Raw genomic sequence first — 16148 nt, 5'->3', positions numbered from 1 at the left:
CCACAATTTTCGGTGACAAAGTTTGTCAGCGGCTTTCTTGTTGGAAATGCTGTTGCGCCCGATTAGCCTGCATATCGTTGGTAAATCAGTAATGTGCTGTGTTCAGAATGTCGCTCACGGAAGAATTGTTGCGTGCAATTCATCCATTGGCTGAATTTTACGTCTATTTCCATAGAGGCTTGCCACAGCAATGACGAATGCGCCCGATGCCGGTCGATCGACTCTTCCCGATTCATTGTTCACCTTTATTCGTGATGTTCGCAAAAAGGTGGGAACCGTTGTTGTCGGGCAGGATGTCGTGGTGGAACGATTGCTGATTGCCCTGTTCACAGGGGGGCATGTGCTGCTTCAGGGGGTTCCCGGATTAGCCAAAACATTATTGGTGGCGACCCTTTCCCGCTGTATCGATCTCGACTTTGCGAGAATTCAGTTCACCATCGACTTGCTCCCTTCAGACATTCTGGGGAGTGAAATTCTCGACCAGCGAAGTAACGATTTCCGCACGAACAAAGGGCCGATCTTTACGAACCTGCTGCTGGCTGATGAAATCAACCGCGCAGCTCCCAAAGTCCAAAGTGCATTGCTGGAAGCGATGCAGGAGCGAAAAGTCACCATCGGTAAAGAGACACACAAACTGCCCGCTCCCTTTGTTGTGATCGCCACACAGAACCCTGTAGAGCAAAGCGGGACTTTCGAGTTGCCAGAAGCGCAGCTTGACCGCTTCATGCTCTGCCATCGCCTGAGTTATCCCGGCCGGGCTGACGAAACTGAAGTGATCAAACGCAATATGCGACTGGGTGTTCGTCGGCAGGAAAAAGGGGCCGTTGCGCAAACGGAATTTGACGTTCTCGCCAACGAAAAAGTCGGAAGCATTGATGACCTGGTCGCCTGCATGGAAGCCGTCAACGAGGTTCACGTCAGTGACACCTTTGTTGAACATGTGGTCGAAATCATTGATCGAACGCGGCATCACCGGAACATCGAACTGGGGTGCAGTCCCCGAGGCGGGATTTCACTGGTGAAAGCAGCCCGCGCCAGAGCGCTCATTCATGGCCGTCCGTATGTGATCCCTGAAGATCTGTTCGCATTGGCGGAAGATGTCATTCTGCACCGCATCCGTTTGAACTACGAAGCCTTGGCCGATGGCCTGACACCTGCGCAGGTGCTGCGAGAAATTCTGTCCGAGCAGGAACCATCAGCCACTCGCAGAAATGGACAGCCCCTGACGATTTGACCGTTGACCGAATACGGTCGTTACCCGGCCAGAGTCAGAACTGGAGTCAGATTCAGAAAGCGGATGTCGCGGACTGTGAGTGACCGGATTACTGGGGGCGTTGCCAATTGGAAGGATTTCTGGAAACCACAGACACGCTGAGCAGTCGGCAGTTTCAAATTGCCATAAAACGCCTGGCGGATAGCTTGAGCTACGGAACAGATCGTTCCCCGTTTCTGGGGAGTGGTCTGGAGTATGTGCAATCGCGCCCCTATCAATGGGGTGATCCGATTCGTTCCATTGACTGGAGAATCACCGGAAAAACAGGCCGGATTCATGTGAAAGAATACGAAGCCCCCAAAAGACTTCCCTGTTATCTGCTCATCGATACTTCGGCCTCCATGACAGTCGCTTCAACGGGCAGAAGCAAATATGCCACCGCCCTGTTTATTGCCGGTGGACTGGCCTTTGCCTGCCTGGATCGTGCCAGCCCGGTCGGCGTGATCGGTGTCGGATCACGCGAGTTTCGCATCGAACCAAGCCTTTCCGCCGATCAGGTCATGCAATGGCTGCATCGTCTGCGGCATTATCGCTTCGATGAAACCACCGCGATTGCCACAAAAATCGGGGATCTTGCCAATCGTCTTCCCAGCCGATCTTTAATCATTCTGCTCAGTGACCTGCATCAACCCGAAGCAGAACCAGCAATCAAACTGATGGCACAGCGACATGACTGCCTGGTTTTGCAGTTGCGTGACCCGGCAGAAAACGGGCTGCCAGGGATTGGTTTTTTTCGTGGTCAAGAAGCAGAAACCGGGCGAACACTGACCGGGCATGGGCGAGTCAAATGGCTGGATCATCAGTCGATCACAGAGTCGCTCCGTCGCGCGGGAGTTGATCATTTACAGATCAATATCGACCAGCCCTATGCCCATGAACTGAGATACTTTCTGCAAGCAAGAAACGCTTTGTCGCGAGGAACCCGCTGATGCTGACTGCGCGAAAGATCCCCTTGCTGGCAAAACGCAGCCATTCAGTGATCGCAACAGGACAAGCCCTGGTGATTCGCCTGGCCTTGGGTCTGATACTGGCGTCGGGTCTGATACTAGCATCAGGCAGTGTCGCAACGGCCTGGGGGCAGGAAACCAGTGCTGCAAACTCGAAAAACATCGCCGAAAAGAAGACTCCCATTACGAATGGCGAAAAATCACCTTCAGCCACTGTGGGAATGCGGCAGCGATTGAAGCAGGTTGTGCTGCCGGGATCAGAACTCTCAGTGGTCGAAATTGATGATCGTGTTTCACCGATCATTCTCGGCATTGAACAGGTTTACCCACATGGTTCAGCCTTCCGTTATGACTTTGTCGTTCAGGGGCTGGAGCCTGGGAACTATGACCTGACCAAGTGGCTTCAGCGAAAAGACGGAACTCCCGTCGAAGGTTTACCACCGGTTCTTATCGAAGTGACCGGACTGTTGCCACCCGGCCAGATCGAGCCAAACCCTCCGGCCCCATCACTCTTTGGCCGACTGGGGGGATACAGCCTGCTGATCATGATCGGCACAATGCTCTGGCTGGCAGCGGGTTGGATGATCATGTTCTATGGCCGTCCACCCCATAGACAAACAATCGAAGAAAAGACCATCCCCCGAACATTGGCTGATCGTCTGCGGCCTGTCGTTCAGCGGGCCAGAAAAGGCGAGCTAACACAAACAGAACTGGCAGAGCTTGAACGACTGCTGCTGGCCTATTGGCGTCGTCGACTCAAGTTAGAAGACTTGCCACTGGCGGAATCCACCCGGCGATTAAAATCCGATAATGAAGCGGGGCCACTGATTCAGGCTCTGGAAAGCTGGCTGCATCAGGGCGTGACGCGCGATCAGGACAACGAGACCACCATCGCAACATTACTGGCTCCTTATGAAAACGTGCAGGCTGATGCGCTGGACACTGCGGAGGGTGGCGACATTTCCTCGACAGGACGAGCGACGCCGGTTCAGCAGGGAGCCACACGGTGAACTTCCAGCATCCTTATTTGCTGCTGTTCCTCCTGGCACCCGTCATATTGGCATGGTGGGTGTGGAATCGTCGCGACCGACGAGTGGTGTTGCCGTTTGATCATGGCCAAATGCGTTCGGGTCGTGGCTGGGCGTTTCTGATTAACAGTGTGGAAACGCTTCCCTCCCTGCTCCTGGCAGTGGTCGTGATCATTCTGGCGGGGCCACAACAATATGCAGAACCGCAAGACAAAAGGATCATGACCAATATCGAATTTTGCGTCGATATTTCGGGAAGTATGACGGCTAAATTCGGTGAGGGAAATCGCTACGACGCCTCAATGGCCGCGATTGATGGATTCTTGAACTACCGGAAGGAAGATGCCTTTGGTCTGACGTTTTTTGGTAGCTCGGTGCTGCATTGGTGCCCATTGACAAACGATGTCTCGGCGATTCGATGCGCGACACCATTCATGAGGCCCGAACGGGCGCCTCCCTGGTTTGGTGGAACAGAAATTGGCAAAGCATTGCTGGCTTGCAAAAAAGTGCTGGTGGGCCGACAGGATGGGGATCGCATGATCCTCTTGATCTCGGACGGTTTCAGTTCGGATCTGAGCAATGGCAACGATAGCGAAATTGCCCGGCAACTCGCTGAAGAAGACATTACGGTTTTCGCCGTTCTGGTCGGAGATGCGCCGGTTCAGCCCGAGTTGATCAACATCACGTCAGCGACAGGCGGAGAAGCATTTCAAGCCAGTGATCCGGGAGTCATGGAGAGCATTTTCCGGAAGATCGACACAATGAAACAGGCGCGCATGGAACGAACTGTGGCTGAGACGATGGATTTCTATTGGCCGTTTGCCTTATCGGGACTGGTGTTGCTGGCCATGAATACGCTCGGAGCCTTTGGATTGAGATACACCCCATGGTAGCTGAAATTGCCGCTGCTGGTGCGGTGCTGTTAATGCTGTTTGCCGAGTTGCTGCACGCCCGCCGGGTGAATGTGGCGGCTAGACTGGCGTTCGGCCCTGGTCGTCGACCGGCCAACTGGGTGCATGTGGCCGCTCCCTTGCGGATCGTGGCAGCAGGGGCACTGGCGTGGGGACTGGTGACGATCCTGCTGTTGCAACCCAAGGTTCATCAAATCTCTGAACCAATTTCTGAGAGCGAGCGTAAGCATCTGCTCATCGCACTGGATGTCAGTCCCAGCATGCGGCTGCAGGATGCCGGCCCCACAGGAAAACAGAGCCGGATCTCCCGTGCTTCAGATGTGCTGGCATCGGTTTTCAAGCGTATTCCCATGCAGATGTTTCGGTCATCGGTCATTGCATTTTACAGTGATGCCAAGCCGGTTGTGGTGGAGACCACCGATCTGGAAGTCGTGCGGAACATTCTCGATAACCTGCCGATGGATCATGCATTCAAAAGTGGGAAGACCGATCTGTTTGCAGGAATTGCTGAAGCCGCCAGAACAGCCAAACCTCTCCCCCCACGATCTGCCACGCTCCTGATCTTTTCGGATGGTGATTCCGTTCCCGCGACAGGGATGCCCAAGCTGCCGGCATCCATTGGACAGGTGGTGGTCGTGGGATTGGGCGACCATCTGGCGGGGCGGTTTATCGATGGAAAGCACTCCAGGCAAGAAGTTTCCACACTGAAGCAAGTCGCCTTGCGTCTGGGAGGGACATACCACAACGGAAATGAAAAGCACCTGGCGACTGATCTGCTTCGTGCGATGTCGTCGTCTCGCGGTGAGAGCCTGCTGGAACAACTCACCAAGCGGGAATACGCACTGATGGCCATCACGCTTGGCTCGCTGATCCTGTCGCTACTGCCGCTGGCGCTGCATTACGCGGGAACTCAATGGACACCCGGTGTGACGTCTCGTTCAAACAGGGATCTCCCCGGGCGAAAAATGGCAGGGAAATCACTGGCGGGACAATTGGTCAAATTTCGTCGGATCGGGTGGTGGAGTGGAAATCTCAGTGACAGTGATTAACGGACAGTGATTAAACTAAAAATGGAAGTCGCCTTCATGTAAAGATGTTGCTTGAGGGCAAATTGCCACAAAACGCTTCTTGCTATACTCCCGTTTTCTGACGAAGATATTAACCATCGCTCAAAGCGCGGAAATTGCTCAAATTCTGCGGAGTCACGTTTCACTCATTGCCAGTAGCGACACGTTGAGTGTTGCCGGAGTCTCCATTATGCGAATCGTAGCTTTGGCCATCTGGTGTCTGATTCCCTTATTCGTGCTGGGCTATCACTATGGCCCCGGTCAGCAAAGTGTGGCGCTGGATCAGGTCGACAGGTCACTTCAAAGTGCAAAAACGCTGGCTGGTGAGCAGGATTATGAAGCGGCCATTGCTGCGCTGAATGCGTCGTTAGAAAAGCTTCCTGCCGATAAATTTGACGAAGCGGCCCGGATTCGGCTGGAACGCGCGCGGCTGCAAATGCTCAATCACCAACTTCCCGAAGCCTTCAATGATGTGCAGGCTCTCGTCGATGAACTGGCTGAACGTCCTGCTGTTGATCCTCAATTGAAGTCGGAAGCTCAGGCCGTCTTTGCGAACTCACAATACTACGTGACATGGCTGATGCGATTGGAAGGCCGTTCACGGGATGACTGGGAACCACAGGTCGAATCCGCAAGGCAAATTTTCCGACAACTTGCCGAAGAAGCTGAGACCAAGGGAGACGCCGCGGCGGCAAAACTTCGCCGTGAAGATCTGGAAGCCTCGATCCGACTGGCCCGGATGGATGTGGGTGATCTCCAGGGATTGCCTTTGCCATCACAGTGCCAGTCATGCAAGAGCGGGAAATGCAATTGCAAAGGGAAAAAACCCAGCCAAAAGCAAGGCAACAAGCCACCGGAAGATGCCCGGGGCGCCAGTGCCGGCCCGCCACGCGATAACAGCGGTAACTGATTTTCACAGACTCTGATGTTCACCGCTCTGATGATTCTCTTGCGACAGTCCGTTTCTCTCCGGGACGTTGCCACTAAAGACCTTTTGTGAGTGATCAACTCTGGAAGAGTCGGGCGACGCTCTTTGGCATTCTGCACAGATTTCTCGTTCGTGACATTGAGGCGATTTCATGGTCTGTTCGTGTCGTTTTCTGTTAGTCACCGGGATGGCTCTGTCTGTTTCAGGAGGAGTTTTCCCAAGCGGGATCTTGCCGAGTGAATGGTTATCGAGTGCGGTCGCGCAATCTCCTCCCCAACCCGTCAGGATCCAGGGGGTGGGGAGCAACTCCTTGACCGGGGCAATTGTTCTGGACACCCGCGCGGCAGTTCCTGCATCAACCGTTTCTGCCAAGACTGCGGGAGCAACTGTAGCGGCCACCTCCGCAGCAGCGACACCCGCTCCTCCGACAAGACTCTCTCGCCTTCAACAACTGACATTCGATCGGCGACCTTCAGCCATTCTTAAAGCCTGGTCAACACCACCCAAGAGTGCAGACAAAACAGCGACAGAGACCACCGAAACGCCAGACCCTAAGGGAATCGCGACCACAGATTCTGCGCCAGTGGTCGATGAACCAGCAGATGCCACTGTTCCCGTCAAGACTGATGAAAAAACAGCGGTCGAAGCGGTTGCCAAAGCGGCGGAAGAGGCCCGGCTGGCCAAAGAAGCCCAGGCCAAGGCGGCCGAGTTGAGTGCTGAACTGACGCAATTTCAGCGGATGGTCACGCTGGGTGATTGGAATGCTGTCAGCAAGTACCTGAAAGGCTTGCCTGCCGATGAAGGGAAGGCTGGCTATGAGCAGATGCTGCGATCTCTCCAGGGCGGCCCACAGCGAGAGATCATGCCGGGAATGGGGCAACAGGATCCCGGACAGCAGTTCGCAGAAACAAACGTCTTTGAACCAGCCGATGTGGTGGGATTAATTGGAGCGGCTCCCTTGGCGATCGAGAAATCGCATCTTGCTTCTTTGGGAGGAATTGCGTCCATCTCGATCCGCACGACCGATGCCCCTGCTCTCTTGCGATCCCGATTGGCTGAACTGGTCGCCCAGGAAGGAAGTCCTTTGACAAAAAGGAATGCCGCCAGGTTGCTGGTCGCTGCGGGGCATCCCCAACTGGCCGATCAGTTCCTGTCAGATCTTGACACCGCAAAAGCAGCCAAAGATGCCGAAGAACTCAATCTGCTGGCAACACATTTTCTTTCGATCAACGACATTGCTGAAAAGACGGTGAATCTCGAAAAGGCATGGGCTGCTACTCAAAGCGTTCTGCTGATTAACGACGTTGCCGAAGACGAGTATCAGGTGGCCTTGCAGCGGGCGATTACTCTGGCACCCAGAGTGCGCGTTGAATTGGGAAAAGCCTGGCTGGCTGAGAGCTTTTCCAAAGATCAGGAACGAGGCAAACAAATCCTTGCCAATGTCGGCAGCAAAGTCTCACAAGGCATGCAACGGAGCGTGCGTGACTCGAACTCGCGGCTGCAGGGACTCAAGCTGCAACAGGGCGCCGTGACGGCCCTCCTGGAAAAAGACACCAAGCTGGATGAAACATGGTCACCGACATTGACGCTGCTGGTCAATAACTGGATTCGCGAAGCAGAGATCTCGCGGCTGTATGGAACATCCACCAGCTATGGGCCGCGCATGCAGCGGGACAATTTCGGCAACATCTACTTTATGAATTCCGATGGCATGATGGTGGGCGACCCGATGGGAGGCCGAGGGAATCAGGTCTCGGCGATTGCCGCAGGGGAACTGCTGGATCTCAAGCCGGGCGAAGAACAACTCCATCACGTGAATCAGGCGTTGCAGGAAAAGGTCATGCAACTCACCGCACAGCTTTATCTGAACGTCAACGCAGAAGAGGAAGCCTTTCCTTACATCGAAAAACTGGCGGCAACAAACCCTGACAAAGCCAGGATTCTGGCAGAAGAGTTTGTGCGTATCTGGACGAAAAATCACGATCCCAATGCCAATCGCCGCAACACCAACCCGTATATGTTCATGTACGGGTTTGAACAGCGGGCCGAGAGCATCCCTCTGACACGCTCCAAACAGGAACGCAATCTGAAAGAACTGTCGGACTGGATTGCCCGTCTTCGTAAACTCCCCATCGAAGATCTGGATGAGTCGCTGCTGGCGAACGCATTCACTTCCTGTCACAGTTCGGCCGAGGTTTACCGACCTGAAGCCATTGCTGCAGTCTTTGGTGGCCTGGAAACTCTCAAGCCGGAAACGCTCAGTAATCTGGTGCTCAAGATGCGGTCGAATCTGGGGACGCTCTGGCGGGCACCCGCTGTTCAGGACAATGCAAAAACCAATCGCAAGAAGCCGGATATCCAGCGGGAAGTACAACGCGGCTACGCTGTGGCAGGCGAGTTGACATCAGCCGCCATCAAAAGGTTTCCTGACGATTGGCGGCTGCAACTGGCCCAGGCGACCTTGACCCACGACGAAAACAATTACCGTCAGGAACTGGAAAAGACCTCCGAGTTTGTGCCTCGTCGGAATGAGTCCTTTGAGGAATTCGCCAAAGCAGCCAGTTTATATGCCAAGGCCGTGTTGGACATGCCCAAGGAAAAGCAGTCCGCTGAGGTCTATGAGCTGTGGTTTTATGCCAGCCTGGGAGCCGTCGATCTGGCAGCACTCGACCGGGATAAGCAACCGGATCTCAAGCAGCCTGCACTCATTAAAAAGGCTATCCAGGCTTTGCCTCCGGAAGTTGCCGAGCATCATCTGAGTATGTTTGCCAATTCGTTGTTCACGCGCATGAGTTCGGTTTCGCCCAATTCCAAGTCACGCTATCTGACCAGTGGCTTTGAAATTGTCGGTGACCACAAGCAGGCCCGTGAAGCCCGTAAAGTGTTCGACTATTACTCCGACCTGGTGTCTGAAATCAAACTGGCCACCCGCATTGATGGATCGAGTCTGGTGGGTCATGGACAACCCTTTGGCGTGTTTGTGGAACTGAAGCATACGGCCGAGATCGAGCGCGAATCGGGAGGCTTCCGTAAGTATCTGCAGAACCAGGGAAGCAGTACGAACATGTTCTATTACAACTATGGCCGGCCGTTGACCGATTATCGCGACAAGTTTGAAAAGTATGCCCGACAGGCTTTGGCCGAACATTTCGATATTAAGTCGATCACGTTCCAGGAAGAGACCGTCGCGTCGAAATCGGGAGACGAACATGGCTGGCGGGTGACGCCTTATGCCTATCTGTTGCTACAGGCAAAGGGGCCGCAGATCGATAAGCTCCCCCCATTGCGGATGGATCTGGATTTTCTCGACACGTCGGGCTTTGTCATTCTGCCCATTGAATCAACGCCAGTGACGCTGGATGCCAGCCCGACAAAGGTGGAGCCACGGCCTGCCGACAAGCTCGAAGTGGTGCAGACACTCGACGAGCGGCAAGCCAAAGAGGGGAAGCTGATTCTGGAAGTCAAAGCCACCGGATTAGGGGTCATGCCCGACCTGGATCAGTTGGTGAAAATGCCGCCAAATGAGTTTGAAGTCGTGAAGACGGAAGACAACGGGCCGCAGATTTCCCGCTTTGATAAGGAAGGCGATAAAACGGCAGTGGTCTCTGAACGACTCTGGACAATCACCTATGAGTCCGCGAAGACTACGGAAAAGCCGCCCACATCATTTATGTTTCCGCAGCCTGTTTCTGAAGCAACGAAAGCCAGCTATCAACGATATGTTGATGCCGATCTCGCGGAAGTCGAGCCTCGTGTTTCGCTGGAAGGAGCTTATCAGGCGAAGGCTTCACCCTGGCCCTGGAGAATCAGTATTGGTGGCGTGGTGGGCCTATTGGGAATGCTGTTTGTCTGGTTTGTACTTCCCAGGTCAAACACAAAAGTCACTCACACTGGTCTCTCTGTCCCTGAGCAATTAACGCCCTTCAGCGCACTGAGCCTGCTCCAGCATGTGAAAGCGTCTGCTCCTCTCAACGAGAAAGAAAAGGCGGAACTGGATCAGTCGATTGTTTCCATCGAACGCGATTACTTCGCCGAGGAAAAACCACCCTCCATTGATCTGCGGGCCACCGTGGAGCAATGGTTACGTCGCTCCAATCTCCAGACGAAGTAAAAGACAGTTTTCAGTGACGAGAAAGCAGGCAGGCGTCTCGTCGATCTGGTAACCATGGGTTGCTTTGAGTTTATACACAAGCCTGCTACTCTTCTGCCACGCTGCCAACTCATGAGTGAAGACTCACCGATGAGTGAGATCAATGAGAGGCCGATAGAACTTTTGGACTCAAACCGTGTGGAATTGGGTTGTTCGACATCTCGTGCCCGGAATGGCTGCCATCGCGACAGCAGCAGCAGTGTTGCTGCTGTCGGATCTTCCCAAAGGGGCACGTCCTCTTTCAGCGACCGATCAGCCGACAGTCCGGGTGGCGCTGTTACAGATGTCTTCCCAGACCATCATTGATGATGCCGCCAAAGAGGTGGTTGTCGCACTGGAAGAGGCGGGCTACAAAGAGGGGAGCACGCTGAAACTGTTGCGGCTCAATGCCGAAGGGGACATGGCCACAGCGAATGCCATGGCCACAGAAGTAGTGGCGGGAGAGTATGACGTGATTGTCACGCTTTCCACGCCTTGCTTGCAGGCTGTGGCCAATGCCAACCGGCGTGGCGAAAAGCGGCATGTGTTTGGACTGGTTTCCGACCCGACGGTTTCCGGAGTAGGGATTGGTGCCGATCCGCTAGCTCACCCGGCTTATATGGTGGGGATCGGTACGCTTCCACCGGCACAAAGATCTTTTGAACTGGCACGGCAGATCAATCCTCAACTGAAGCGTGTGGGAGTGGTCTGGAACCCTGCTGAAGTCAATTCTGAAATTGCTACGAAAGTAGCCAGAAAAACCTGCCAGGAAATGGGGATCGAGCTTCTCGAAGCAAATGCCGAAAACACGTCCTCAGTACGTGAAGCGGTGGTATCGTTGATTGCTCGCGATGTGGAAGCCATCTGGATCGGCGGCGATATCACCGTGCTGGCCGCGGTGGATCTGGTGGTTCAGTTGGCCGGACAAGCCAAAATCCCCGTATTCACCTGCATTCCCGGCAATGCGGCCAAAGGAACCTTGTTCGATGTCGGGGCCAATTACGCCGTCGTGGGCCATCAGGTTGGCACGCTGGCCGGACGGGTGCTGTCAGGGGAAGAGATCGCTCAGATGCCCTGGGAAGTCGCCATCCCTCCCAAACTCTTTCTGAACACTACGGTGATTGATCGGTTAGACGGCAAATGGAAATTCCCCAAAAGCCTGCTGCAAGAGGCTGATTCAATTATTGATGCCACGGGCGAAGTCCAGAAAGCCGCTCCCGAAAAAGTCCCCTCTGAGACCTCTCGACTTCAGGCTTCCCGACAGAGACAAACCTCCCCACGTCCACTGGCCAAACGCTGGGTGTTAAGGCTGCTCTCGTATGTGAATTCCATGGATGCAGAAGAAGCAGAAAAGGGAGTGCGTGAAGGGCTGAAAAAGGCAGGATTGGTCGAGAACCGCGACTTTGAATGGAAATCATTCAATGCTCAGGGAGATATGGCCAGCTTGTCGGGATTGGTCGATACGGCACTGGCCGACAAGCCTGATCTTCTGCTAACGGTATCAACTCAAGCCGTACAGGCGGCTGTGCAGAAATCTCGCGATGTACCAGTGGTCTTTACCATGGTGGCCAACCCCGTAGCGGCGGGATTGGGGAAAAGCGAAACGGATCATTTGCCGGGAATCACAGGGGCGTATGGCGTGGCTGATGCCGAAGGAATGATGCCACTGATCCATCAGTTACTGCCGCATGCCCGAACGCTGGGAACCTTGTATTCTCCTGCTGAAGTCAATTCGGTGTTTAACTTTGAGGTGCTTGGCAAGGCGGCTGAAACGTCCGGATTCAAACTGGTCTCGGGGGGAGTCAACACTTCGTCGGAAGTTCCCGATGCAGCGCAGGCTCTGTGTGGGCGAGGGATCGATGCCATCTGCCTGACGAACTCTAATCTGGTCAGTGCGGCTTTTCCGGGAGTGGTGCAAGCGGCCCGCCATGCCAAACTGCCGGTCTTTGCGTTTCTGGGAAGTGTTGCGGAAGGTGGCGCGGTCGTGGTGCTGGCCCGTGACTATCTCGAGATGGGCAAAGACTCAGGGGCCATCGCAGCAAGGATCATGCGTGGTGAGTCTCCACGTGCAATTCCCTGGCAGGCTTCAACGAGAAATCGGCTGTTAATCAACCTCGAAGCGGCTCGGGATTGTGGTCTGACAATCCCCGATTCACTGCTCAAGTCAGCCAATCGAGTCATTGGGCAGTAATATCAGCCAGTAACATTGGTTGGCAATCCTTGCTTTTGAGTCCCTCATGCAGATCACCTCGTTCCGAAATAATGACCTTCTGGAACTGCGTGTCAGCGGCCGCCTGGACGCTGAATGGGCAGATCAACTGAAGCAGGCCATTCAAAATGCTCTCCGAGATGGTTCTCATTCGGTCGTACTGGACTTTGCCGCAGTGCAGTATGTCAGTTCCGCCGGCTTGTCTGTTCTGGTTGATGCTCACAAACGATTTCAGGAAATTCGCGGATTCTTTGGCGTGGGCGGTCTGACAGAACCCGTTGAAGAAGTGATCCGTCTGACAGGTTTGGCCAAACTTCTCGTTTGTGACCTGGAGGCGATCCGGCTGTCTCACACCAGCGCACATGCCCTGAGCACGATGCACATGCCGGCAGGCATTAAGTCCACACCGCATGCGGACTATGAAGTCTATGATCTGGAAGCAACCGATCCGTTTCGCTGGCAATGCCAGGGAGATCCCGCTGCTTTTGATCGAGCGACCATTGATCCCGGTGTGGCCTGTCCCTGGTCAATTTCAGAGCAGGATTTTGTGATTGGTGTGGGAGCTTTTTCGGGCGGTTCAACGACATCCGGGATTCACCATGGCGAGTTGATCGCTGCTGCAGGAGCAGTGGCAATACAAACGGCAGGTGGCAGCGGCAGGCCCGACTATCAACTCTTGCAGGGTGGCTTTTCCCCCCGGCCAAATCTGCTCTATGGCGTGCGATGTACGGGGCAACCACGATGGCTGATGAGATTTGATCAGGAAGATCGGGAACGGCCGATTCCCTTGTCTTCGCTGGCACAGGATGCTCTGGATCAAGCAGGATCATCAACGGCGATGATTCTACTGCTTGCCGAAACAACGGGACTGGTGGGTGCCTCTTTGAGAAAATCGCCGACCGATTCATTCACCGGAAGTTCCCGTTTTGATCATCCGGCTATCCGGGAATGGCTGACGTTCACTTCAGAACGGGTCTTTGCAGAATCGTTGGCGCTGGTGGTGGGTGTTGTCGCGCGCGATTCAGCCACTCCCCAGAACTCACCATTGCGGACGTTTGTCAGGCCGCTGGCCGAATCATCAGATCTGCTGGGCCATTTTCATGCGGGTGTTTTCCCCTTCCGACCTTTCAAGAAGAGATTGCTGGAATGGGGCACAGTCATCCCGTCTCTCTTTGAAAGTGGCCAGCTTCAAGCCGTTATCCATTTATTAAACGACGATCGCCCCATTACCGGAGCAGGAGACAGCGAATTTGTTCGCGGTGCCTGTTGGGTCGGGCCATTGCAAGCGGAACAGGAGGTTCCCGAATGACACTGTTGATTGGCGCTGTCACGATGGGACTGATTCTGTCGCTACTGGCCATGGGAGTCCTGGTCAGTTTTCGCATCCTGTCGTTCCGTGACCTGACGGTTGATGGTTCGATTGCACTAGGTGGCGCAGTTGCCGCCACGCTGATTGTCAGTGGTGTTCCTCCTCTGGTGGCCACTCTGGCCGCCTTCTTTAGTGGTGCCCTTGCGGGAAGTGTGACCGGTGTGCTGGCAAGCAAACTCCGCATTAACGGCTTGCTTGCAGGGATTCTGGTGATGACCGCACTTTATTCGGTCAACTTGCGAGTGATGGGGAAAAGCAACGTCCCCTTGATGAGCCATACGACAGTTTTCACCAGTGTCCAGAAGTGGGCTGACAGTGACGACCGGTGGTCGTTTTTACTCTGGCAGGCTCCGACGCAGGATGTCTGGATGATGGTCTTCATTCTGAGCATGATCGTACTGACGGCTCTCCTGCTGTGGGCCTATTTCCAGACGCAGCATGGCCTCTCGATGCGGGCCACGGGTGATAACCTTGACATGATCCGGGCACTGGGAGTCGATGTCGGCTGGATGGTGGTCGCGGGGCTTGCACTGGCGAATGGCTTAGTGGCCCTGGCCGGTGCTCTCCTGGTGCAATACCAGGGGTTCGCGGATGTGCAGATGGGCATCGGGATGGTGGTCTGGGGTTTTGCAAGTGTCATCATTGGTGAGTCTCTGGTACGAGGAAAAAGTGTCAGCCTGCTGATCATTGGGGCGCTGATGGGTTCAGTCCTGTTCCGATTGCTGGTCGCGATTGCGCTGCGTTGGGGACTCAATCCGAACGATCTCAAGCTGGTGACGGCTCTCTTCGTGCTGGCTGCGCTTGTGCTGCCTGATGTGCTGGCCAAGCTTCGTCCTCGTTTGAAGACCACCGCGGAGGCCGCCGCAAATGCTTAAACTCAACAACCTGCGAAAGACATTCCACCCCGGAACACCCAATGAAGTTCGCGCATTGCGTGGCGTCAATCTGACGATTGAAGAGGGATCATTCGTGGTGGTGATCGGCACCAATGGTTCCGGCAAGTCAACGTTGCTCAATGCGGTTGCTGGCACTTTTCTTGTCGATGAAGGGCAGATTCATCTCGCCGGAAACGATGTGACCCGCTGGCCGGAACATCGACGGGCCAGGCACATTGGTCGTGTCTTTCAGAATCCGTTTACCGGGTCGGCACCGAATCTGTCCATCGCTGAGAATCTCGCTTTGGCGGCACGTCGTGGGCAGTCGCGCGGCCTGGGCTGGGCACTGCGAAGTTCTGAGCAAGATGACTTTCGCCAACAAGTCCGAGAGATGGGCCTGGGGATGGAAGATCGCCTCACCAATATGATTGGCAGCCTGTCCGGGGGGCAGCGGCAATCGTTGACATTACTGATGGCAGGGCTTCACCGACCCGACCTGCTTTTATTGGATGAGCATACTGCGGCTCTTGATCCCAAATCGGCTGACCAGGTCATTCTGTTAACCGAGAATCTCATTCGGAAACATCGGCTGACAACGATGATGGTCACCCATTCAATGCAACAGGCGGCTGCATTAGGCGACCGTCTGATCATGATGGTTCGTGGACAGGTCAGGTACGATTTTCAGGGGGAAGCCAAACGCCGCCTCACACCTGATGCAATTTTGGCGAAATTTGAAGAAGTCCGCCGGATGGATCAGCTGGACGAATCGGCCGCCGATCTCCTCCGCCGCCGATATGTCTAATGCGCATTCCCATTGAAAATAGCGACTGGCTTCCATGCTCGCAGTCGGAGGCCTGCTTATGGCTTTGAGCAGGCATTCCTTATGCAGTTCTCAACGCGCCGTTGAATTCTGGAAAGCGGATTAAGCGAGGGTAGCCCAGGTTGCTTTGCAACCTGGGCCGGCAAAGCCGGTGAGAGGTCGCAGCTTGAGTCAATCCGACGAGACCATACCCGGTCAAACAAAAGATGATCTGCCTCGCGTAGACAGAAGTGGTGAATGAACATTTCTTACCGCAGGCAGGGAAATGGCACGACCGATGACCACCGAACTGGTCATCGGTCGTGCGTCGCGGGCCAGCCAGAACCCCTTTGTTTCATTAACGCCTCCTGGAGACAACCTCCTACGGCTCTGCCGCCCAGGTTGCAAAGCAACCTGGGCCACCCATGTCAATTTCGTGGTGCGGTTCAGGTGGCGAAAAAGTTGTATGTAAAAGACTGCGGCTCTGAGCAAGCATGCCTGACGCATCTCTCAACACACCGATGAGTTCTGGAAAGCGGATTAAGATTACCCTCTCAGAAAGCAGCAAAGGCCGCCCTCAAAATTGATGAGGACGGCCTTTGCCTATTGA

General features: G+C 54.6%; 11 protein-coding genes. All 11 read left to right on the top strand.

Translation table 11 applies throughout. From position 1 onward, the window contains the following. Nucleotides 1-190: 190 nt before the first annotated feature. On the top strand, nucleotides 191-1234 hold the full coding sequence (locus SH287x_RS18780) for an AAA family ATPase (protein ID WP_479515918.1): 1044 nt from the start codon (nucleotides 191-193) through the stop codon (nucleotides 1232-1234). Between the two features lie 107 nt (nucleotides 1235-1341). Beyond that, nucleotides 1342-2202 (top strand): DUF58 domain-containing protein, encoded by an 861-nt coding sequence (locus SH287x_RS18775; protein ID WP_479515917.1) that lies wholly within the window; start codon nucleotides 1342-1344, stop codon nucleotides 2200-2202. Then, complete coding sequence (locus SH287x_RS18770; RefSeq protein WP_479515916.1) at nucleotides 2202-3230, top strand: hypothetical protein; 1029 nt, start codon at nucleotides 2202-2204, stop codon at nucleotides 3228-3230. Before SH287x_RS18775 ends, SH287x_RS18770 begins: the two co-directional genes overlap by 1 nt. Next, a complete protein-coding gene (locus SH287x_RS18765) occupies nucleotides 3227-4141 on the top strand; it encodes a vWA domain-containing protein (protein WP_479515915.1) in 915 nt (304 codons plus the stop codon). The genes SH287x_RS18770 and SH287x_RS18765 overlap by 4 nt, the downstream gene beginning before the upstream one ends. Beyond that, complete coding sequence (locus SH287x_RS18760) at nucleotides 4135-5208, top strand: vWA domain-containing protein (RefSeq protein WP_479515914.1); 1074 nt, start codon at nucleotides 4135-4137, stop codon at nucleotides 5206-5208. The genes SH287x_RS18765 and SH287x_RS18760 overlap by 7 nt, the downstream gene beginning before the upstream one ends. A 208-nt stretch (nucleotides 5209-5416) precedes the next feature. Further along, complete coding sequence (locus tag SH287x_RS18755; protein WP_479515913.1) at nucleotides 5417-6136, top strand: tetratricopeptide repeat protein; 720 nt, start codon at nucleotides 5417-5419, stop codon at nucleotides 6134-6136. 169 nt (nucleotides 6137-6305) lie between these two features. Then, the gene (locus tag SH287x_RS18750) at nucleotides 6306-10265 is read left to right on the top strand and encodes a hypothetical protein (RefSeq protein WP_479515912.1); all 3960 of its coding nucleotides are present in this window, start codon (nucleotides 6306-6308) and stop codon (nucleotides 10263-10265) included. 175 nt (nucleotides 10266-10440) lie between these two features. Continuing rightward, nucleotides 10441-12474, top strand: coding sequence for an ABC transporter substrate-binding protein (locus tag SH287x_RS18745; RefSeq protein ID WP_479515911.1), 2034 nt, complete (start codon nucleotides 10441-10443; stop codon nucleotides 12472-12474). A 46-nt stretch (nucleotides 12475-12520) separates the two neighbouring features. Further along, complete coding sequence (locus SH287x_RS18740) at nucleotides 12521-13801, top strand: STAS domain-containing protein (RefSeq protein WP_479515910.1); 1281 nt, start codon at nucleotides 12521-12523, stop codon at nucleotides 13799-13801. Continuing rightward, nucleotides 13798-14736: an ABC transporter permease gene (locus tag SH287x_RS18735; protein ID WP_479515909.1), complete on the top strand. Its 939-nt coding sequence runs from the start codon at nucleotides 13798-13800 to the stop codon at nucleotides 14734-14736. The genes SH287x_RS18740 and SH287x_RS18735 overlap by 4 nt, the downstream gene beginning before the upstream one ends. After that, entirely contained in the window at nucleotides 14729-15541 is an 813-nt protein-coding gene (locus SH287x_RS18730) for an ABC transporter ATP-binding protein (protein WP_479515908.1), read from the top strand. The genes SH287x_RS18735 and SH287x_RS18730 overlap by 8 nt, the downstream gene beginning before the upstream one ends. Nucleotides 15542-16148 lie beyond the last annotated feature (607 nt).

The organism is Planctopirus sp. SH287 (assembly GCF_056500625.1).
This window is presented reverse-complemented; position numbering and strand designations above follow the sequence as displayed.